Annotated in this window: 27 protein-coding genes and 3 tRNA genes; 14 read left to right on the top strand and 16 right to left on the bottom strand. The window is 32.3% G+C overall.

Features of this window, described 5'->3' with window-relative positions:
- Positions 1 to 20: 20 nt before the first annotated feature.
- The 5 genes from pyk to D6T69_RS03815 form a co-directional block, all read right to left on the bottom strand.
- A complete protein-coding gene (gene pyk / locus D6T69_RS03835) occupies positions 21 to 1,448 on the bottom strand; it encodes a pyruvate kinase (protein WP_125066535.1) in 1,428 nt (475 codons plus the stop codon).
- Between the two features lie 4 nt (positions 1,449 to 1,452).
- Complete coding sequence (locus D6T69_RS03830) at positions 1,453 to 1,923, bottom strand: IPExxxVDY family protein (protein ID WP_125066534.1); 471 nt, start codon at positions 1,921 to 1,923, stop codon at positions 1,453 to 1,455.
- Positions 1,924 to 2,007: 84 nt separating this feature from the next.
- On the bottom strand, positions 2,008 to 2,745 hold the full coding sequence (gene rnc, locus D6T69_RS03825) for a ribonuclease III (RefSeq protein WP_125066533.1): 738 nt from the start codon (positions 2,743 to 2,745) through the stop codon (positions 2,008 to 2,010).
- Positions 2,746 to 2,751: 6 nt separating this feature from the next.
- Positions 2,752 to 4,002, bottom strand: a complete 1,251-nt coding sequence (gene fabF / locus D6T69_RS03820; RefSeq protein WP_125066532.1) for a beta-ketoacyl-ACP synthase II — start codon at positions 4,000 to 4,002, stop codon at positions 2,752 to 2,754.
- Between the two features lie 6 nt (positions 4,003 to 4,008).
- Positions 4,009 to 4,245 carry an acyl carrier protein gene (locus D6T69_RS03815; RefSeq protein ID WP_028891431.1) on the bottom strand — a complete coding sequence of 79 codons (237 nt, stop codon included), beginning with the start codon at positions 4,243 to 4,245 and terminating at the stop codon, positions 4,009 to 4,011.
- Positions 4,246 to 4,425: 180 nt separating this feature from the next.
- Between D6T69_RS03815 and purN the strand changes: the two genes are divergently transcribed.
- Entirely contained in the window at positions 4,426 to 4,995 is a 570-nt protein-coding gene (purN, locus tag D6T69_RS03810; RefSeq protein ID WP_125066531.1) for a phosphoribosylglycinamide formyltransferase, read from the top strand.
- Entirely contained in the window at positions 4,988 to 5,626 is a 639-nt protein-coding gene (locus D6T69_RS03805) for a ribonuclease H1 domain-containing protein (RefSeq protein ID WP_125066530.1), read from the top strand. The genes purN and D6T69_RS03805 overlap by 8 nt, the downstream gene beginning before the upstream one ends.
- 55 nt (positions 5,627 to 5,681) lie before the next feature.
- On the opposite strand, the gene D6T69_RS03800 is transcribed toward D6T69_RS03805, so the two are convergent.
- Positions 5,682 to 6,029 carry a toxin-antitoxin system YwqK family antitoxin gene (locus D6T69_RS03800; protein WP_125066529.1) on the bottom strand — a complete coding sequence of 116 codons (348 nt, stop codon included), beginning with the start codon at positions 6,027 to 6,029 and terminating at the stop codon, positions 5,682 to 5,684.
- Between the two features lie 174 nt (positions 6,030 to 6,203).
- On the opposite strand from D6T69_RS03800, the gene D6T69_RS03795 reads away from it, so the two are divergent.
- From D6T69_RS03795 to D6T69_RS03785, 3 genes are all read left to right on the top strand, one after another.
- Complete coding sequence (locus tag D6T69_RS03795; RefSeq protein WP_125066528.1) at positions 6,204 to 6,404, top strand: dodecin family protein; 201 nt, start codon at positions 6,204 to 6,206, stop codon at positions 6,402 to 6,404.
- Between the two features lie 77 nt (positions 6,405 to 6,481).
- On the top strand, positions 6,482 to 6,835 hold the full coding sequence (locus D6T69_RS03790; RefSeq protein ID WP_125066527.1) for a DUF1304 domain-containing protein: 354 nt from the start codon (positions 6,482 to 6,484) through the stop codon (positions 6,833 to 6,835).
- Between the two features lie 56 nt (positions 6,836 to 6,891).
- Complete coding sequence (locus D6T69_RS03785) at positions 6,892 to 7,698, top strand: mechanosensitive ion channel family protein (RefSeq protein ID WP_125066526.1); 807 nt, start codon at positions 6,892 to 6,894, stop codon at positions 7,696 to 7,698.
- Here the strand turns inward: D6T69_RS03785 and tsaB are convergent.
- The 10 genes from tsaB to cyoE form a co-directional block, all read right to left on the bottom strand.
- Positions 7,695 to 8,369: a tRNA (adenosine(37)-N6)-threonylcarbamoyltransferase complex dimerization subunit type 1 TsaB gene (gene tsaB, locus D6T69_RS03780; protein WP_125066525.1), complete on the bottom strand. Its 675-nt coding sequence runs from the start codon at positions 8,367 to 8,369 to the stop codon at positions 7,695 to 7,697. The genes D6T69_RS03785 and tsaB overlap by 4 nt on opposite strands.
- 97 nt (positions 8,370 to 8,466) lie before the next feature.
- Complete coding sequence (locus D6T69_RS03775; RefSeq protein ID WP_125066524.1) at positions 8,467 to 9,795, bottom strand: TolC family protein; 1,329 nt, start codon at positions 9,793 to 9,795, stop codon at positions 8,467 to 8,469.
- Positions 9,796 to 9,991: 196 nt separating this feature from the next.
- Positions 9,992 to 10,204: a hypothetical protein gene (locus D6T69_RS03770; RefSeq protein WP_125066523.1), complete on the bottom strand. Its 213-nt coding sequence runs from the start codon at positions 10,202 to 10,204 to the stop codon at positions 9,992 to 9,994.
- A complete protein-coding gene (locus D6T69_RS03765; protein WP_125066522.1) occupies positions 10,197 to 10,721 on the bottom strand; it encodes a DUF420 domain-containing protein in 525 nt (174 codons plus the stop codon). Before D6T69_RS03765 ends, D6T69_RS03770 begins: the two co-directional genes overlap by 8 nt.
- Before the next feature lies 1 nt (position 10,722).
- Positions 10,723 to 11,370 (bottom strand): SCO family protein, encoded by a 648-nt coding sequence (locus D6T69_RS03760; RefSeq protein ID WP_125066521.1) that lies wholly within the window; start codon positions 11,368 to 11,370, stop codon positions 10,723 to 10,725.
- Positions 11,371 to 11,381: 11 nt separating this feature from the next.
- Positions 11,382 to 12,029, bottom strand: a complete 648-nt coding sequence (locus D6T69_RS03755) for a hypothetical protein (RefSeq protein WP_125066520.1) — start codon at positions 12,027 to 12,029, stop codon at positions 11,382 to 11,384.
- 63 nt (positions 12,030 to 12,092) lie between these two features.
- Complete coding sequence (locus D6T69_RS03750) at positions 12,093 to 12,431, bottom strand: cytochrome C oxidase subunit IV family protein (RefSeq protein ID WP_125066519.1); 339 nt, start codon at positions 12,429 to 12,431, stop codon at positions 12,093 to 12,095.
- A gap of 19 nt (positions 12,432 to 12,450) precedes the next feature.
- Complete coding sequence (locus tag D6T69_RS03745; protein WP_125066518.1) at positions 12,451 to 13,434, bottom strand: cytochrome c oxidase subunit 3; 984 nt, start codon at positions 13,432 to 13,434, stop codon at positions 12,451 to 12,453.
- A 56-nt stretch (positions 13,435 to 13,490) separates the two neighbouring features.
- On the bottom strand, positions 13,491 to 14,075 hold the full coding sequence (locus tag D6T69_RS03740) for a cytochrome c oxidase subunit 3 (protein ID WP_125066517.1): 585 nt from the start codon (positions 14,073 to 14,075) through the stop codon (positions 13,491 to 13,493).
- Positions 14,075 to 15,013, bottom strand: coding sequence for a heme o synthase (cyoE, locus tag D6T69_RS03735; RefSeq protein ID WP_125066516.1), 939 nt, complete (start codon positions 15,011 to 15,013; stop codon positions 14,075 to 14,077). The genes D6T69_RS03740 and cyoE overlap by 1 nt, the downstream gene beginning before the upstream one ends.
- Before the next feature lie 137 nt (positions 15,014 to 15,150).
- Between cyoE and D6T69_RS03730 the strand changes: the two genes are divergently transcribed.
- The 9 genes from D6T69_RS03730 (at position 15,151) to D6T69_RS03690 (ending at position 20,075) form a co-directional block, all read left to right on the top strand.
- Positions 15,151 to 15,222: transfer RNA gene (locus D6T69_RS03730), tRNA-Gly, on the top strand.
- Positions 15,223 to 15,245: 23 nt separating this feature from the next.
- Positions 15,246 to 15,334: transfer RNA gene (locus D6T69_RS03725), tRNA-Leu, on the top strand.
- A gap of 61 nt (positions 15,335 to 15,395) precedes the next feature.
- Positions 15,396 to 15,481 (top strand) — tRNA-Leu (locus tag D6T69_RS03720).
- A gap of 109 nt (positions 15,482 to 15,590) precedes the next feature.
- Complete coding sequence (locus D6T69_RS03715; RefSeq protein ID WP_125066515.1) at positions 15,591 to 16,298, top strand: DUF547 domain-containing protein; 708 nt, start codon at positions 15,591 to 15,593, stop codon at positions 16,296 to 16,298.
- Between the two features lie 74 nt (positions 16,299 to 16,372).
- Complete coding sequence (locus D6T69_RS03710; protein WP_099215110.1) at positions 16,373 to 16,708, top strand: arsenosugar biosynthesis-associated peroxidase-like protein; 336 nt, start codon at positions 16,373 to 16,375, stop codon at positions 16,706 to 16,708.
- A 162-nt stretch (positions 16,709 to 16,870) separates the two neighbouring features.
- A complete protein-coding gene (gene arsS, locus D6T69_RS03705) occupies positions 16,871 to 17,926 on the top strand; it encodes an arsenosugar biosynthesis radical SAM (seleno)protein ArsS (protein ID WP_125066514.1) in 1,056 nt (351 codons plus the stop codon).
- A gap of 152 nt (positions 17,927 to 18,078) precedes the next feature.
- Positions 18,079 to 18,594, top strand: coding sequence for a rhodanese-like domain-containing protein (locus D6T69_RS03700; protein WP_125066513.1), 516 nt, complete (start codon positions 18,079 to 18,081; stop codon positions 18,592 to 18,594).
- Positions 18,587 to 19,222 carry a TIGR04282 family arsenosugar biosynthesis glycosyltransferase gene (locus tag D6T69_RS03695; RefSeq protein WP_125066512.1) on the top strand — a complete coding sequence of 212 codons (636 nt, stop codon included), beginning with the start codon at positions 18,587 to 18,589 and terminating at the stop codon, positions 19,220 to 19,222. Before D6T69_RS03700 ends, D6T69_RS03695 begins: the two co-directional genes overlap by 8 nt.
- 34 nt (positions 19,223 to 19,256) lie before the next feature.
- Positions 19,257 to 20,075 carry a purine-nucleoside phosphorylase gene (locus D6T69_RS03690; protein ID WP_125066511.1) on the top strand — a complete coding sequence of 273 codons (819 nt, stop codon included), beginning with the start codon at positions 19,257 to 19,259 and terminating at the stop codon, positions 20,073 to 20,075.
- Positions 20,076 to 20,265: the final 190 nt, after the last annotated feature.

The raw sequence follows: 20,265 nt of genomic DNA, 5'->3' as shown, positions 1-20,265 counted from the left end.
TTATATTTTATTGCCTTTATTTAATCAATATGAGAAACACGTAACGTGTTTACCATACCTTTTGCTTTCACTGGCATTGAAGAAAGGTTAATTATAAAATCTCCTGTCTTAACATAGCCTTTTTCTTTAGCTATTTCATTAATATCTTCAATTGTATCATCAGTACTTAATTCTCTATCGTAAAAATAAGCTCTAACACCCCATAAAAGATTTAACTTCCCTAAGATTCTTTTCTCAGATGAAAATGCTAATACATGTGATTTTGGTCTCCATGCTGAAATTTGAAAAGCTGTATACCCACTATTAGTTAAGGTTGATATTGCTGCTGCATTGATATCATCTGCCATTAATGCTGCATGATGACATACCGATTTTGTAATAAATCTTTTAGTACGAATATGAGGCGGTTCTTGCGGAACTTCAATTAAGTCAGAAAACTCAACACTACCAATAATTTCAGTCATTTTTTGAATAACTCTAACAGGATGTTTTCCTACTGAAGTTTCACCTGAAAGCATTACAGCATCTGCTCCATCCATAATAGAATTTGCTACATCATTTACCTCTGCTCTTGTTGGCACAGAGTTTTCAATCATAGTTTCCATCATTTGTGTAGCAATAATAACCGGTATTCTAGCTAGTTTCGCTCTGCGAACTAAGCTTTTTTGAATTAAAGGTACATCTTGCATAGGTACCTCTACTCCTAAATCTCCACGAGCAACCATTAATCCATCACAATACGGAATTAAAGCATCAATATTTTCAACAGCTTCAGGCTTTTCTATTTTTGCTATTACTGGAACTCTATAACGAGATTTTTGTTTAATTATATCACGTAAAATACGTAAGTCTTCTGGTGTTCTTACAAACGAAAGAGCAATCCAGTCTACTTCTTGTTCTAAAGCAAAAACTACATCTTTTTTATCCTTTTCTGTTAAAGCTGGTAATGAAATTTTCGTATTTGGAAGGTTCACTCCTTTTTTCGATTTCAGCGCTCCTCCAACAACTACTTTGGTTATAACTTCACTTTCTTTATCAGTTGCAGTTACTTCAAACAACAACTTACCATCATCAACTAAAATTTTCTCCCCTACCTTTACATCTTTTGGGAAACGTTGGTAGGTCATGTATGCTTTTTTTTGTGTTCCTTCACACTTTTCCGTAGTAAAAGTAAAGCTATCTCCTGCTTTTAATTCTACTCCCTCCTGCATTACACCAACTCTAAGTTTAGGCCCTTGTAAGTCGGCTAAAACAGCTACATTATAGCCTCTTTCTTCATTTATTTCACGTATTTGACGTATACGTTCTTTTACTACTTCATAGTCGGCATGTGAAAAATTAATTCTAAAAACATTTACACCAGCCGCAGCCATATCAGCTAAAATTTCTTTTGTATTTGTTGCTGGGCCTAATGTTGCTACAATTTTCGTTTTCTTGTTATGTGGCATATAATTAAAAAATTAAAAAATCTTTCGATTTTAATGAGTTTACCTCTATTTGATAAGAGGTTATTATTTGAGGAATTTGTTTAATAACTTCAACAATTTTCACAATTGAGTCGTAATCAAAATCTCCTTCTAGTTTTAAAAAAAAGTCAACTTTTTTCTTTTCTGGTATCAAACGTGTAATTGAATCACTTTGATTAAAAAGACTTATTGATTCTACTTCAAGAGTTGACTTATATACATTTGCTATTAAAAACCAATCTTGGCATAATTTAACATTAGTATATTCGTATACTGTATAAGATGATTGACTACCTTTTTTAATAAAGTCTAAATCGTACCCCGCTCTATTAAACTTTATATGTAAATGTTGGTTTAATAGATATGCTAATTTATACTCGCTTAAAGTAGTATGAATTCCAATTAATACATAATCATCATTGGAAAATTCATTTATATTCACCTCATAAATTGGCATATAAACAATTATTTGTTTTTGCTAAATTAGTGAATGTATAGAAAATACTATGTAAAATTTACGAAAACGTTTTTCGTTTATACGTTAAGATTTTAGCATTTGATTTTGCATAGCAAAATATACTCTTTTTGCAGCAATTTCTTCTGCCTTTTTCTTTGAAGTTGCTCTACCTTTAGCTATGATGTTACCATCAATACTAACACGTACACTAAAATGTTTCTTACTTTGGTTTCCTGAATCTTCGTAGGACTCGAACTTATACTTTTTCTTCTGCTTTTGACACCACTCTATAACAAAACCTTTATAACTTGATATTTTACCCTCTAATCGTTCAATATCTACATAAGGCATTATTACTTGTTCATAAATAAACTGATGACAATAATTGTAACCTCTATCTAAGTATATAGCCCCTATTAAGGCTTCAAAAATATTTCCGTGGATGTTATTGCTAACATGTTCCTTAGAAATATTACTTTTTACAAACCTTATTAGCTCTAGGTCTTTACCTAAATTATTTAAATGCTCTCTACTTACAATCTTAGATCGCATTTGAGTTAAATACCCTTCGTCACCTTCAGGTACTTTTTTAAATAAGTAAGACGCTATTACTGTACCTAAAATGGCATCTCCTAAAAACTCTAAACGTTCGTAGTTTATGGGATGTCCGTTACTATCTACTAATTTTAAAGATCTGTGCGTAAATGCTTTTTTGTAATACGATAACTTAATTGGCTTAAAATTAAGCAGTTCTTTTAATTCGTAGTAGAAGTTTTCATCCGATTTGTTTTGGGGTTTAACAATTCTACGAAGAAAGTTCATAAAAGGTTAATCTAGTTTTTTAAAGGCAACACAAGCATTATGACCACCAAAACCAAATGTATTGCTCATTGCAACTTTAATCTCTCTTTTTTGAGCTTTATTTAACGTTAAGTTTAACTCAGGGTTGATGTTTTCATCAACGTTACTGTGATTAATTGTTGGGGGAACAACACCGTGCTCCATTGCTAATAACGAAGCTATAGCTTCAATAGCGCCTGCAGCACCTAACAAATGTCCTGTCATAGACTTTGTTGAGTTGATATTAATGTTTTTAGCATGATCTCCAAAAACCTCAGAGATTGCTTTTAATTCTGCAACATCTCCTAAAGGGGTTGAGGTACCGTGAGTGTTGATATGGTCTACGTCTTCTGGTTTTATTCCAGCGTTTTCAAGACAGTTTTTCATTACTGCAATTACACCAATTCCTTCTGGATGTGGTGCTGTCATATGGTGAGCATCTGAAGACAATCCTCCACCTATAACTTCTGCATAAATTTTAGCTCCACGAGCTTTTGCATGTTCATATTCTTCTAAGACTATTGCCCCTGCTCCTTCCCCTAAAACGAAACCATCACGTTCAGCATCAAAAGGCCTCGAAGCTGTTTCTGGGCTTTCATTTCTAGTAGATAAGGCATGCATAGCATTAAAACCACCCATACCTGCAATTGTAACAGCAGCTTCACTACCACCCGTTACAACTACGTCACAATGACCTAATCGAATATAATTTAACGCATCAATCATAGCATTTGCTGATGATGCACAAGCAGATACCGTAGTATAGTTTGGCCCCATAAATCCATTTTTAATAGATATATTTCCTGGAGCAATATCTGCTATCATTTTTGGGATAAAGAATGGGTTGAATTTTGGAGTACCATCACCTTTAGCATAGTTTAAAACTTCATCTTGAAATGTTTCTAAACCTCCAATACCAGCTCCCCAAATAACGCCGACTCTTAACTTGTCAACTTCGTCTAAATTTAACTTAGCGTCAGCAATTGCTTCATCTGAAGCAACCATTGCATACTGCGTAAATCTATCCATTTTACGCGCCTCTTTTCTATTTATATAATCGGTCGCGTTGAAACCTTTAAGCTCACATGCGAAACGAGTTTTGAACTTGGCAGCATCAAAATACGTTATAGGTGCTGCTCCGCTAACTCCGTTAACCAAGCTATTCCAATACTCTTCTTTATTGTTTCCTATTGGCGTTAATGCGCCAAGTCCAGTTACTACAACTCGTTTTAATTGCATATAATCTTATTTTTTTGCGTCTTCAATATAGCTAATCGCTTGACCTACAGTACCAATGTTTTCTGCTTGATCATCTGGAATTTGAATATCAAATTCTTTCTCGAATTCCATGATTAACTCAACTGTATCTAAAGAATCTGCTCCTAAATCGTTTGTGAAGCTTGCTTCGTTAGTTACTTCGTTATCGTCTACTCCTAATTTGTCTACGATAATTGCTTTTACTCTTGATGCAATGTCTGACATAATTTGTTTGTTTTAAAATTTAAAATCGAGGCAAAAATACAAATCTTAGTTATTAATTCTAACTTTTGCTCAAAAATGTGATGTCTAAAATAAAAAAAATACCTGAATATTTTGCTACAAACACCACCATTGTTAATAATTATTCTTTTTTTTGTAGTAACAAAACAACTAAATTTTAACATGAAACGCATCGTTATTTTTGCATCTGGTTCTGGTTCTAATGCCGAAAACATCATAAAATACTTCAACTCCACTAAAACTGCGATTGTTACTCATGTGCTTTCTAACAACCAACATGCCAAAGTTTTTGATCGTTGTGAAAGACTAAACGTTGATGCATCATTATTTGATAAAGAAAGTTTTAGTAAAGAGGATACTGTATTAAATTTTTTACAAACTGAAGCTGATCTAATTGTTTTGGCTGGGTTTTTATGGCGTATTCCTTCTAAAATTGTAGATGCTTTTCCTAATAAAATAATAAATATACACCCTGCTTTATTACCAAAATATGGAGGAAAGGGAATGTATGGAATGAATGTACACAATGCTGTAAAAGAAAATAATGAATCTGAAACAGGCATTACCATTCACTACGTAAACGAAAATTACGATGAAGGTGCTATTATTTTCCAAGCTAAAACCTCAATTTCTGTGGATGATACTCCTGAAACTATCGCTCAAAAAGTTCACGAGTTAGAATATAAACATTTCCCAAAGGTTATAGAAGAGGTTATTTTACAGAATGAGTAAGAAGAAAAAATATTATGTAGTTTGGAAAGGAAAAAAAACAGGTGTTTTTTCATCATGGGATGCTTGTAAAAAGCAAATTGATGGTTTCACTGGTGCACAATACAAATCTTTTGCTGATAAAAATGAAGCTGAATTAGCTTTAACGAAAAACTATAATGACTACAAAGGAAAAGACACTAAGAAAATAAGTCTTTCAGCAGAAGAAAAAGCCAAATATGGTTCTCCTATTCTAGAAAGTATTTCTGTTGATGCTGCTTGTGCTGGAAATCCTGGTTTAATGGAATACAGAGGGGTATTGACTCATAACAGGAAAGAAATATTTAAGATGGGACCATTTAAAAATGGGACAAATAATATTGGTGAGTTCTTAGCTCTCGTCCATGGAATTGCATTATTAAAAAGTAAAAAAATGGACTCTTATCCTATTTATTCTGATTCTAAGATTGCTATGAGTTGGGTTAAAAAGAAGCAGTGCAGAACCAATATTACATTTGATAGTTCTAATAAAGAAGTTTTAGACTTAATTAAACGTGCTGAAAAATGGCTACAACAAAACTCTTTTAAAAATCCTTTATTAAAGTGGGAAACCAAAGCATGGGGAGAAATCCCTGCTGATTTTGGGAGAAAATAAAAAACCGAGTATATAAAATACTCGGTCTAATTCTCTTATTCTGCAAAATATTAACTTATTTCACTGCCATTTTGGTTTCTTCTTTCCAAGTTTGTACACTTGCTATGGCATTATCTTTAAAATCGATTTCTTTCAATCCATCTTCTTTCCACATAAACCATTTACCTACTTTTTTTCCTGCTTCATAATGACCTATTGCCACCTTATTCCCTTTTTTATCAAAAGAAGTCCAGGTACCTGTTAACTTTTTATTTTTGAAAAAACCTTGTTCTTTAATAGTACCATCTTCATAAAAATAAGTGGCTTTTACTAAATCACCTTCAACTTCATATTTTGGCTCTATATCTTGAGCTTGCAAAAACGACACCGACAGCATACATACTGCTATTACTAATTTTTTCATAATCTAAATCTTTTAAAGTTAATACCTGTTAATACAAATATACAAAAAATTTACATATTTGAAACATTTACATAACATTAAATTAACATTGGATTTTTTTAATACTGATTATCAATATAAAAGACTATTAAAAAGACTTATATTTACATGTATTAATCTTTAAAAAAAATTATTATGGCAGTAATGAAAGTTATTGAAATTTTAGCGAATTCAGAAAAAAGTTGGGAAGATGCTACAAGAAAAGCAATTAAAGAAGCTTCAAAATCAGTAAAAGGTATTAAATCTGCCTTTGTACAATCTCAAAGTGTAGTTGTTAATGATGATGAAATAACTGAATTTAGGGTAAACCTAAAAATAACCTTCGAAGTAAAATAACCTTAATATAAACTAACTACTCACAGTATGCGGTTTTGATAGTTATCTAAACCGCATATTTTATCTTAAAATTATTTATGAACGCAATACAATACATCCTTTTAGCCTTGGTAGCTTTTATTCACTTTTATATTCTTTTATTAGAAATGCTACTATGGACAAAACCTAAAGGAATAAAAACCTTTGGTTTAAAATCAAAAGATTTTGCTGAGGAAACAAAAGTATTAGCCGCTAATCAAGGTTTATACAACGGCTTTCTTGCAGCTGGTTTAACTTGGTCTATTTTATCACAAAAAATTGATGTAGGGATATTTTTTATGACCTGTGTTTTTATTGCGGGTCTTTATGGTTCTTATTCTACAAAAAAACCTCGTATTTTTGTCATACAGTCTATACCTGCTTTATTAGGAATAATTAGCCTAATGCTATAAAATCAGCCACTACTAACTAAAATCATTTATTAACAAACTAAAATTTACCATAAGAAATGGAAAAGTATTTAGAAAAATTTCAAGATTTAATAATCACCTACGCTCCAAAAGCGATTATGGCTATTATTATTTACATCGTAGGTTCTTATATTATTAGCCTACTACTTAGAGCTACCAAAAAAATAATGATTAAAAGAGAAGTAGATATTACACTACAAAAATTCTTAGTTAATTTACTGCATTGGACGCTAAAAATCCTTTTAATAATTACAGTAATAGCAAAACTAGGGGTAGAAACTACTTCTTTTGCCGCTATTTTAGCCTCAGCTGGTTTAGCAATTGGTTTAGCTTTACAAGGTTCTTTGGGTAATTTTGCTGGCGGTGTTTTAATTATGCTTTTCAAACCATTTAAAGTAGGAGATTTAATTGAAGCTCAAGGAGAAATTGGTGTTGTAAAAGAAATCGAAATTTTTACTACCAAGCTTACGGGGTTATCTAACAAAGAAATAATTATTCCTAACGGTTCTTTATCAAATGGAAATATTGTTAATTATTCTTCAGAAGGAACTCGCAGGGTGGATTTAACTTTTGGTGTTTCATACGATGCAGACATTAAACAAACTAAAGAAATACTAATGAATGTTATTACATCTCACCCTAAAGTATTAAAAGACCCTGCACCTACAGTAAATGTATCTGAATTAGCAGATAGCTCTGTGAACTTTGCTGTGAGACCTTGGTCTAAAACAGAAGATTATTGGGCTGTATACTTTGATATAACTGAAAACACTAAAATCGCCTTAGATAAAGCTGGAATAGAAATTCCTTATCCTCACTCTGTTGAAATACACAAAGAGAGTTAACGTCTCTTTTCAGGCGTAACCACAAAATCTTTTAAATAAAAAGGTTCAAAATAAGCGACATCTTCGATGTCGTTTTTTTTGTACTTATCAAAACTTAACTGAACCATTTCTTTTGCAGAAGGAAACTCTCCATCTATAAAAACTGCATTTTTATGCCCAATTACTTCTTTACACTTTTCTGATCCATCACCTAAAAAGTATACTTTTCCTTTAGACAAATATTCTTCAAAAGAGTTTTCATCTATAATTTCTGCTTTTATATCTCTTACTTGTTCGTGTTTAGAATTATATACAGCTGCATATACTTCCATACGACGAGCATCTAACATCGGAATAATTACTCCTTCTTCTATAGAAACTTTATGAGCCAAAGATTGTAAGGTTTCTATAGATATTAAAGGCTTGTCAAAAGCAAAACATAATCCTTTAGCTGCAGAAACTCCAATACGTAATCCTGTATAAGAACCAGGACCTTTGCTTACTGCAACAGCATCAATATCATTAAAAGAAAGTTTTACTTCTTCCATTACTTGTTGAATAAATGGATGAAGCTTTTCAGCATGTGAATAATTCCCATCATTTAACTCTTGTATAGCTAAAAGTTCACCTTTATTTGCTACACTTACCGAACAGTTTTTAGTTGCAGTTTCTATATGTAAGATTGTTGCCAAATCTGAAATTTATTTTTGACAAAGATACATTATAAAGAAAAACCTCATTAGTAAAATTCTAACAAGGCTCTTCCAACAATAAATATATCTTTCTAAATTATTCCACGATTGACTCTCCGTAGTAAAACTTCAATACTTTCGTTTTAAATACATAATCGTATTTAGCTCTAATCATTGCTCCTTCTGCATTTACTAATCGGTTACGTACTTGATCAAAATCAAATTGAGTCATTGATCCATAGTCATAACTAACTTGGGCATTTTTAAAAGCTTCTTTTTGAGCCTCTAATGACACTTGTGCTGCTTCATACGTTTTAGCTGCTGCTTTCGCATCTAAAAAAGCCCTTTCAATTTCTTGTTGCAACTGCAATTTTTGACTTTCCAATCTAAATTCACTAATTGAATTATTAACAATAGATCTTTCAACATTAGCATCATTTCTAAACCCGTTAAAAATTGGAATGTTAACGCTAAATCCTAGGCTAAAACCTAAATTACCATCTAACTGATCTAAAAGCCTACCTGCTGGAGCTGAAGGATCTAAAAAATACCTATAATTTGTGTTGGCTCCTAAAGAAGCATTGATAGTAGGATAATATCCTGATTTAGCAATTTCAATACCTAATTTAGTACTTTCAACATCTAATTTAGCTCTTTCTATATCTGGCCAAACAGTTAATGCTTTTTCATATACTACATCTGCGTTATCATATAATAATGCTGCTGAAGGAGACCTGACTTCAATATCAGCTATATCAAAATCTTTAGAAGGTATTTGTAATAATTGACTTAATCTTAGTAAAGCTATACTCAAAGTATTTTCTTGTAGTACTACGCTTTGAATATCATTTGCTGCTGTAGATTCGACGTTTAATAAATCTCCTTTGGGTATTACTCCTCCTTCAAATTGAGCTCTAGCTCTTTCAATTTGCTTTTTACTGATTTCTGCTTGTACCTTAGCTACTGATAAATTTTCTTTAGCAAATAATACATTTAAATACTCATTAACTACATTAAGTGAAATATCATTTTCTACTTTGGCTAAATCTAGTTTACTCCCTTCTACTCCTAATACTGCTTGCTTTTTTTGATTTAAGTTTTTAAAACCATTAAAAACCGTATAACTAGCGTTTACACCTAACGCCCCTCCAAATAGAGTTGTATTCTCTGTTCTATTTTGAGATACAGGATCAAATGAAGACCCAGTAGAAAAATTTCCTGATGTTGAAGCATTTATACTTGGTAAAAAATTAGCTTTATTACTTTTAACATCTGCTTCAGCAATCTCAATATTTAAGCGATTTTGCTTAACTGTTATATTATTCTTTAAGGCGTAATCTACACACTCTTTTAGTGTCCATTGTTTTTGTGAAAAAACAGCTACAGAAGTAAAAATAGCTGCAAATAATGCAATTTTAGTTTTCAAAAGATCAATATTTTTTTATTTAAACTCAGTTAGTTAATATTTCTAAAAGTAGAAATATATCGCTTTTCTATTAATTGGAAAAACTAGCAAACAATTTTATACCTTAACGTATAAATACGGTAAGTTATTTTTTCTTGCGACTATATGACGATTAAAACTGAGAAATGTTACAAAAAATATTCTTGATTTTAGAATACTAATTTTTTGCTTTCTTTTTATGACGGTAAATAAAGTAAAACAAAAGCCCTACTAAGATATATGGAAACACCATTAAGTAAGTTATTCCGTTATTTACTCCTTCAGCAATAGTTTCATTACCTCCTTCAATCACTGCCTTACACATTGCACATTGTGCAGAAGCATTAAGGGAAAATACTAGAAGTATAAAAAATATAATCTTTTTAAACATAATAAGGTGATATCATTAAATAAACAACTACTCCTGTAACCGCTACATATAACCATAAGGGAAATGTAATTTTTGCTATTTTTTTATGTTCTGGAAAATTACCCAAACGAGCCCTCATAAAAGTTATCAATACAAATGGAATAATGATTATTGACAATAATATGTGAGTTATTAAAATGAAAAAATACACATATTTAATTATTCCTTCTCCTCCAAATTTAGTAGAATCTGAAGTCATGTGATATGCCACGTACATTACCAAAAACAACGCAGAGCAAACAATAGCTGTAGTATTTAGCTGTTCATGTAATTTTCTTTTTCCGTTTTTAATTGCAACGACTGAAGCAAGAAGCAACACAGCCGTAAAACCATTTATACTAGCATAAATAGGCGGTAAAAAAGACAATGGTTCTACATTGGGTATTTTAATTCCAAATAAAGCAGCTACTGCTATAGGAATTACAATAGAAACTATAGTAATAAATTTTTTATACTTTTTTTCTTCTGCTGTACTCATGTTACTCTTTCAGTAATAACTTAATATCTTCTTTTAACTCACTAATTTGGTTTCCAAAATTATGTTCATCTAAGGCTCTGTAATACATAATTGGATTTCCATGTTCATCATATCGTGAACGGATGTATCCATCCTTATCTACTAATGCAAACAAACCAGAATGCTCAAAACCACCATGACTAGCTTCCCCTTTTCCTGCATACAACTTGAAACCTTCATTTGACAAATCATACACAACATCCTCTGGCTTTCCAGTAAGTAAATGCCAATTTTTATGGTTTATCCCGTTGTTTTTAGCATACTCTTTCAATTGGTGTGGTGTATCAATTTCAGGTGTAATTGAAAATGATGCTATCCCAAAATTCGGGTTACCCATAAATTCATTTTGAATTTCTACCATTTGTGCATTCATCAAAGGACAAATCGTAGGACAAGTAGCAAAAAAGAATTCAACTACATATACCTTTCCTTCATAATCTTTATTGGTAATTGTTTTTTCATCTTGATTAATAAATTCAAAATCTGGAACTTTATTGAACTTATGCAAATTAGCTGTTTGAAAATGTGCTACTATTTTTGGAATTGCATAAATACCAAAAAGCAATACTATCAATGAAATACCTATGTATGAATAATTTTGTTTTTTCATGTGAGTCTTCCTTAAATCTCTCTATCTGCGTTATTCTTTTTTAATGCCAAACGATATTCAGCCAATACTACCTTAACATCATCTTTCATTTTATTATTAAGTTCAGCTACTGACTTCATATTATAACCAAACAACTTACCTCCTGCACTATCTTCATCATCTGTTCTGCCTCTTAAGCTCCCATTTTTATCAATTATAAAAGCCTTTGAAGAATGTAAATTTCTATCTAATGACTGATTTGTTTTAAAACTATCATACAATACTTCAATTTCCGCAGCACTAGCAAAAACAAAACTCCATTTTACCATATTTGTGTAAGCTCCTATTTCCTTCTGGAGTTTTTCTACCTCTTCTTTGGCTTCATTTGAAGCAATAACAATTAACTGAAAGTCTTTAAATCCATAAAATGGTTTGTAGATCTTTTCATTAAGATTAAACAACTCTCCTTTTGCTTCTTGTACATTGCTTCCTATAAAGGTAACTATTGATATTCTTTTATCAAATTGGTGCTTTTTACTAATTGACGAAACATCAATTACGTTCTCTGTAAGTACAGGTAACTTTGCAAAGTTATTGATTCCTAATGATAAAAATATATAAAACAATAATGGCACTATAAACAGTGCAAACAATACTATATTTCTTTTTGTTTTATTCATTTTATATAATTTTTAATATAAAAAAAGGTGGTTAACACCACCTTTAATTTTTGTTTTATATGATTACCATTTTACTAATGGTGCTAATGTATCGTATAAGTAACCACCTTCTATTAACACTAAGGTTACTAAGTAACATATTAGGAAAACTGCTGTCCAAACGATAGCACGTCTAAACCAAGGCTTTTCTCCTTCTAAGTGCATAAATGCCCATGCGATATAATATGCTTTTACAATTGTTAAGATAATGAATATCCAGTTTAACCAACTAGTTCCCCACCCATGCAAGTGTAAACTTGCTGGCTTTACAATACCTAAAGCTACCTCTACTGTTGTTACTATTGTTAAGATTGCTAAAACAATCCAAATTCTTTTTGTATTTGATTCGTGTGCGTGACCCATTTTTTCTCTTGTTTTTTGATTATACTAAGTAGAAGAAAGTAAATACAAATACCCAAACTAAATCTACAAAGTGCCAATATAAACCTACTTTTTCTACCATTTCGTAGTGTCCTCTACGCTCATACGTACCTAACACGACATTAAAGAAAATGATAATATTGATTACTATTCCTGAGAATACGTGGAATCCGTGGAATCCTGTAATAAAGAAAAAGAAGTCTGCAAAAATTGGATTCCCATACTCATTAACGTGTAAATTAGCTCCTTCAACAACCATATTAGCTTTACCTAAATGAACTAAACTCTCTTCTCTAGATAAAATAATTTTTTGTTTAGTTTCAGGATTAATTTTCTCTATTCTAATTAATAAAGATGGATCTGCTTTAAAAGCTTCCTGCACTTGAGCTACTGAATACTGAGAAATTGTTGCTTCTTTTTCAAACCACAATCCATTTTCTCTTTGATGCTGAACTCTTTCATCTTTTCTGTCATTATGGACAAAATCTGCTAAAGCAATTTGATGACCATCTTTTACAAATTGTAAAATATGATTATCAGTAGTTTTAACAGCACCATAAGAACCATTAATAAAGTTTTTCCATTCCCAAGCCTGAGACCCAACGAAAATCAAACCAAAAACTATCGTAGCAAACATATACCAAGCTACCTTTTTTTGCTGCATTTTGTGACCAGCATCTACCGCTAACACCATAGTTACCGATGATACAATTAATATAAACGTCATTAATGCTACGTAGTACATCGGTGCATGTACACCGTGCAATCCTGGAAAGTGTGTAAATACCTCATCAGCAATAGGCCAAGAATCGATAAATTTAAAACGTGTTAAACCATACGCTGCTAAAAAGCCCGAAAAAGTTAATGCATCTGATACGATGAAAAACCACATCATCATTTTACCATAACTAGCGCCAAATGGTTTTACACCACCTCCGCTCCAGGTCTCTTTGTTGTCAGAATTTACAGCAATATTTGCTCCCATAAATCTCTTTTTGTTAATTTTTGTTAAATCAGTGCGCCAAAATTACGCATTTTTCATCATCTAATAAAATAGAAAAAGAAAAATAGATAAATCCACAGTACATCAACGAAATGCCAGAAGATTGCACCGAGTTCAAACCCAAGCATATCGGCTGAAGAATACTTCTTTTTAAAATGATTATAAATAACAACCAAAAGCACTATTACACCTGCTAATAGGTGTAAAATATGCATAAATGTTATCCCTATAATAAACGATGTAGATACTGTACTTTCAGGGCCTGTAAAATAAAGTCCTACAGCCTTTAGCTCATTAAAACCTACATATTGATACCATACAAAACCTAAACCTAATACTAAAGTTATTAGTAATAAGATAAACGAAGCTTGTATATTATCTTTTTTTAATAGTTTTTGAGAGAAGAACAACGTAATACTACTCAGCACTATTAATACTGTACTAATATAAAATGCCTGAGGCAAATCAAACGTAACCCAGTCTTCACGATTCATACTAACCACATAAGCACTTGTTAACCCTGCAAAAAACATCACCATGCTAATCATGGAAATCCATAACATTGGTTTTGCCGATTTACGTTTTGCTACTTTTAACTCTTCTTGTAACGTTTGTTCACTCATTAGTGTAAAAATTTATCTACCACATATATAATGGGTACAATTGTGATATAAAAAACACTCGCTAACATTAATTTACGAGCATCGGTATTTTTTTGTGTTTTGTATAAAACTATCCCATAGTAAAGCATCAACAACCCTAATAATAAAATAATTGCTGCTGTTATAGGGTATATGTAAAAGTCTCCCGTCACCTTTAACACAGGCGCAATCGACATTAAAATCATAATACAGGTATAAAAAATAATTTGCACTACTGCTCCTTTATCTTTTTTATCCATAGGAAGCATATGTAAACCTGCTTTTTTATACTCTTCAAACTGTAACCAACCGATTGCCCAAAAATGGGGGAATTGCCAAAAAAACTGAATCATAAATAAGAATCCTGCTTCTATACCAAATTTTCCTGTTGCTGCTACCCAACCTAACATAAAAGGAATAGCGCCAGGAATAGCGCCTACAAAAACGGCTAAAGGCGTTACTGCTTTTAAAGGTGTGTAAGCACTGGTATATAAAAAGATAGAAATTGCGCCAAATAGGGCACATTTCGGATTAATAGCATATAAAATGGCAATACCAGCAATTGTAAATAATGTAGCAATCACTAAAGCTGTAGTTGCTGACATTCTTCCAGAAGGTAACGGACGATTTTTTGTGCGTTGCATTACGGCGTCAATATCCTTTTCTATTACTTGATTAAAAGCATTTGATGCCCCAACCATTAAATATCCTCCTAAGGCTAATAAAATTATTGTAGTATAATTAATCGATTCTGCTCCTAATAAATATCCAGTGATAGAAGTAAAAACCACACTAATGGACAATCCAACTTTCGTTAACTGTTTAAAGTCTTTAACTATTGATTTTATGGAAGTTTTAGTATGTACAGATGAAACAGAATCCACTTCTAATTTTAAAAAATTTCTGCAAAGATATTCCATTCTTATTGAACCACCATAAATTTTTATTGGAATTAAAATTGAAAAAAATTAAAAACTGCTTTGTAATTAAAAAAATGGTGTTATATTTGCACCCGCATTCGAAGCAATGCACGTTCATTAAAATAAAAAATGACTACGCGAAAGTAGCTCAGGGGTAGAGCATCACCTTGCCAAGGTGAGGGTCGCGGGTTCAAATCCCGTCTTTCGCTCAATCCTTTTTATAAAAGAGTATGCTGAAGTGGTGGAATTGGTAGACACGTTGGACTTAAAATCCAATGAGCCGTAATGCTCGTGCGGGTTCAAGTCCCGCCTTCAGTACCAAGAAACCTCACTTGTATGAGTGAGGTTTCATTTTAAAAGTAGTCATTAACAAAGCACATACGCTGAAGTGGTGGAATTGGTAGACACGTTGGACTTAAAATCCAATGGGCCGTAATGCCCGTGCGGGTTCAAGTCCCGCCTTCAGTACAAAAGCCTTAACATTTAGTTGTTAAGGCTTTTTTTGTATCTAAACTTTTAAAAACATTCTTTGTAATGTTCCCTCAAAACCTACGTCTAAACTTCAAAATCGAAAATCATGCGAAATATCTTTTTACTGTTAAGTTTAGCTTTTTTCTTACACACTTCTGCTCAAACCAACACTTTTGATGCGTTACTAAAAAAACATGTAAACACAAAAGGAAGCGTTAACTATAAAGGGTTTAAACAAGACGAAACACAGCTTAAAGCATATTTAAATAAATTAGCAGTAACAAAACCTCAAAAATCTTGGTCAGCTGCAAAAGCAAAAGCGTTTTGGGCAAACGCATATAATGCGTACACCATTCAACTGATTTTAGACAATTATCCTCTTAAAAGCATTATGAACATTAAAAAGAAAGGTAAAGACGCATGGAGTATTCCTTTTGCTAAAGTTGGCGGTAAAACCTATACCTTAAATCAAATTGAACATGAAATTTTACGTAAAAAATATAGTGACCCTAAAATTCATGTGGCAGTAAACTGTGCATCGGGTTCTTGCCCTCAATTAGCAAATTATACGTTCACAGAAAAAAATTATGAATCAAAAACCACTCTTTTAATGAAGAAGTTTATTAATGATTCTTCAAGAAATAAAATTTCAGAAAATAAAGTTCAGCTATCTAAAATATTCGAATGGTTTCAAGAAGATTTTACAAAAGAAGGAGACTTAATCAATTTTCTGAATCAATATTCAAATGTAAAAATCAATCAAAAAGCTAAAATTAGTTATTTGAAATATGATTGGTCCTTAAATGGTAGGTAGATAATACTACCTTTTTGTAAAATAGCAGTGAAAACAATTTGGTATTTTTACTTTTTTAATAGAAACAAAATAACATGTCAAAAACATATTACGACCCTGCCGACCTACGCAAGTTTGGTAAAATAACAGAGTGGAGTGAAGAACTTGGAAACAAGTTCTTTGATTATTACGGAAAAGTCTTTGAAGAAGGAGCTTTAACCGCACGTGAAAAAAGCTTAATTGCATTAGCAGTTGCACACACCGAACAATGCCCTTATTGTATTGACGCCTATACCAAAGACGGATTACAACGTGGAATTACCAAAGACGAAATGATGGAAGCCATTCATGTAGGAGCTGCCATTAAAAGTGGAGCAACCTTGGTACACGGAGTTCAAATGATGAACAAAGTCAACAAATTAGAAATGTAAGCAGAGAACCTATTTTGAAAATCAAAATTGTGTGAATCGCTTATCCTGAGCATTGGTTGAAATCAAAATACATTTTGATTGAAAGTACACTAGAAACTAGTCGAAGGATATTAAATACTAAAAATGATGAGAAGCTGAACTTATTTCAGCTTTATAGGAAGAATAATGAAAAAATCTTTAAAATCTAGAAACAACGATTTAGCAAACACACAACGCCAGCTTGAAATCTTATCAAACGGAATTTTTGCTGATGGGGAATTGCCTACGTTTGCCAAAAAACTCAAAGAAACCAATCAGTTTCCATTACGTCCTAAAAAATTAGAAATTCTTCAAATTAATTTAGGATACATGTGTAATCAAGTTTGTGCACATTGCCATGTTGATGCTGGTCCTGACCGAAAGGAAATCATGACCACAGAAACCATGGAGCAATGTTTAGAAGTGATTCAAAAAACTGGAGCACATACCCTGGATTTAACGGGTGGAGCTCCTGAAATGAATTCGAATTTTCGATGGTTTGTAGAAGAAGCTTCCAAAGCAGGAATTAAAGATTTTATTGTGCGCTCTAACTTAACTATTATTAGAGCGAATAAAAAATATTACGATTTACCCGAGTTCTTTAAAAAGCACAATGTACATGTAGTTTCTTCTATGCCTCACTGGACGCGTGGAAAAACCGACAAACAACGCGGTGATGGTGTTTTCGACAAATCTATTGAAGCTTTAAAAATGCTAAATGCTGTGGGATATGGAATTGAAGGAACTGGCTTACAACTAGATTTAGTCTATAATCCGTCAGGAGCTTTCTTACCAGGAGATCAAGCAGCTTTAGAAGCTGATTTTAAAAAGGCTTTAAAAGAAGATTTTGATATTATTTTCAATTCGCTTTTTGCTATTACCAATTTACCTATCAGTCGATTTTTAGATTACTTAATTGCTTCTGAAAATTACGAAGATTATATGTATTCGTTAGTAGAAGCCTACAATCCTATGGCAGTAGAAAATGTAATGTGTACCAATACGCTATCGGTAAGTTGGGACGGATATTTATACGATTGCGATTTCAATCAAATGTTAAATCTAAAAGTAGCAAGCAAATCACAGCACATTTCAGAATACAATGAAGAACTGTTAAAAAACAGGAATATCATTATCAATCAACACTGTTATGGTTGCACTGCTGGTGCAGGAAGTAGTTGTCAAGGTACAGTAGCATAGCCCAATGAATTAATGAAACAATGAAGTTATGTAAAAGTAAAATAATGTCACATCGAGTGGTTTTTCTGACATTTTGGAAGAAAAATTGTATCGAGATGTAATCACTTTAATTCTCTATAGGTTTTATCAAACACCGTTGAATGTTTTTAAATATGAAAAACCTCATCTTTCTCATATTTTTAGTATCCGTAAATTCTTTTTCACAAAAGAACCTAGAACAGTTATTAAAAAAATATAATACTGAAAGTGTTCCGTATATTTCTATTAGTGAACTACAAAAAGAAAAGCCTTTCGACTCCGCTCAAGGTAACGGCATTATTATACTAGATGCTCGTGAATCTAAAGAATTCAAAGTCAGTCATCTTAAAAATGCTATTTGTGTCGGTTATGATCTTTTTAATTTAAAAAACACCTTAGCAAAACTCCCTAAGGGCAAAAACACCAAAATTGTAGTGTATTGCTCGTTAGGAATTCGTTCAGAAGACATTGCTGAAAAGCTACAAAAAGAAGGTTTCACCAACATTTTTAACCTATATGGTGGTATTTTCGAATGGAAAAACCAAGGAAACACAATCGTTAACCTACAAAACAACCCTACAGAAAAAGTCCATGCTTTCAATAAAGAATGGAGCAAATGGTTACACAAAGGAGAAAAAATATATGAATAATCAAAATGAAGTGTCATTTCGAGAGCAGTCGAGAAATCTTCTTTTAATATTTACTCGAAACCCTAAATTAGGTAAAGTAAAAACACGTTTAGCTAAAACAATTGGAGACGAAGCTGCGTTAGATATTTATAAATTCTTATTAGAACACACAAAACAAGTCACCCAAAATTTATCTTGTGACAAAGCCGTATATTATTCTGTAAAAATTAGAGATAATGATATTTGGGATGCTCCAGTATATCAAAAGTATCAACAAGAAGGAAGCGATTTAGGTGTACGAATGCTCAATGCTTTTCAACAAGCATTTTCTACTGGATATGAAAAAGCTGTAATTATTGGTAGCGATTTGCCTGATTTAACTTCCGAACACATCAATCAAGCCTATGAAAAATTGAATTCTAATGATGTAGTTATGGGGCCTGCAGAAGATGGTGGTTATTACCTATTAGGCATGAAAAAACTCCATGCTAATATTTTTCAAAATAAAGACTGGGGAACCTCAACTGTTAGAAAAGATACTTTAAACGATTTACAAAACGAATCAGTACATTTGTTAGAAACCTTAAATGATGTAGATGTTTTTGACGACATCAAAAACAACCCAGTATTCAATCAATTTTTAAACTAACCGTCACTCCCCACAATGACAAACACAATATAAAATGCTAAAAAAACAACAACTACAAGAAACACAAGAATTTCTTCAACACAAAGGAATTACCAACCCAGAAATAGGAATTGTTTTAGGAACAGGTTTAGGGAAATTAGTCGATGAAATAACCATTGAACAAGAAGTACCGTATGCTGACATTCCACACTTTCCACAAGCAACTGTAGAATTTCATTCAGGAAAATTAATCTACGGAACCTTATCGGGTAAAAAAGTAGTGGTTATGTCTGGTCGTTTCCATATGTACGAAGGGTACAATCTATGGGAAGTGACCTACGGTATTAGAACTATGCACGCACTAGGTATTAGAACTTTGTTAGTTTCTAATGCTGCAGGCGCTATCAACCTTTCTTATAAAAAAGGAGATTTGATGTTGCTTGAAGATCACTTGAATTTACAAGGAGGTTCTCCCCTAGCCTTTAAAGGAGCAAACGAGTTTGGAAATATTTTTGCCGATATGTTAGAACCGTATTCAAAAAAATTGAATACAAAAATGAAAGCTATTGCTAAAGCGAACGACATAGACCTGAAAGAAGGTATATACGCTAGTGTTGTAGGTCCGCAATTGGAAACCAGAGCTGAATACAGAATGTTACAAATTTTAGAAGTAGATGCGGTTGGAATGAGTACTGTGCCTGAAGTTATCGTAGCAAAACAACTCAACATTCCGTGTGCAGCCGTTTCGGTATTAACCGATGAATGTGACCCTAAAAATTTACAACCTGTAGATATTACCGAAATCATTGAAGTTGCTGGAAAAGCAGAACCTAAAATGATTACGCTTTTTAAAGAATTAATTAATGAATTATAACGTCATTCCGAACATAGTGAAGAAATATTATTAATGGGAATAACATCCAACCTTGAGATTTCTCGCTTAAGCATGTCTTGAGCGACAGTCGAAAGGCTCGCAATGACAACAAACAAATTATAAAGCAAGGCTATTAGACTCAAGAACCTAGACAAACAACACAAGTCTTTATTCTTTTATCTAACAGCGA

The organism is Tenacibaculum singaporense (assembly GCF_003867015.1).
Classification (GTDB): domain Bacteria; phylum Bacteroidota; class Bacteroidia; order Flavobacteriales; family Flavobacteriaceae; genus Polaribacter; species Polaribacter singaporensis.
Note: the sequence above shows the minus strand (reverse complement) of the source record. Positions and strands in the feature narration are given on the sequence as shown.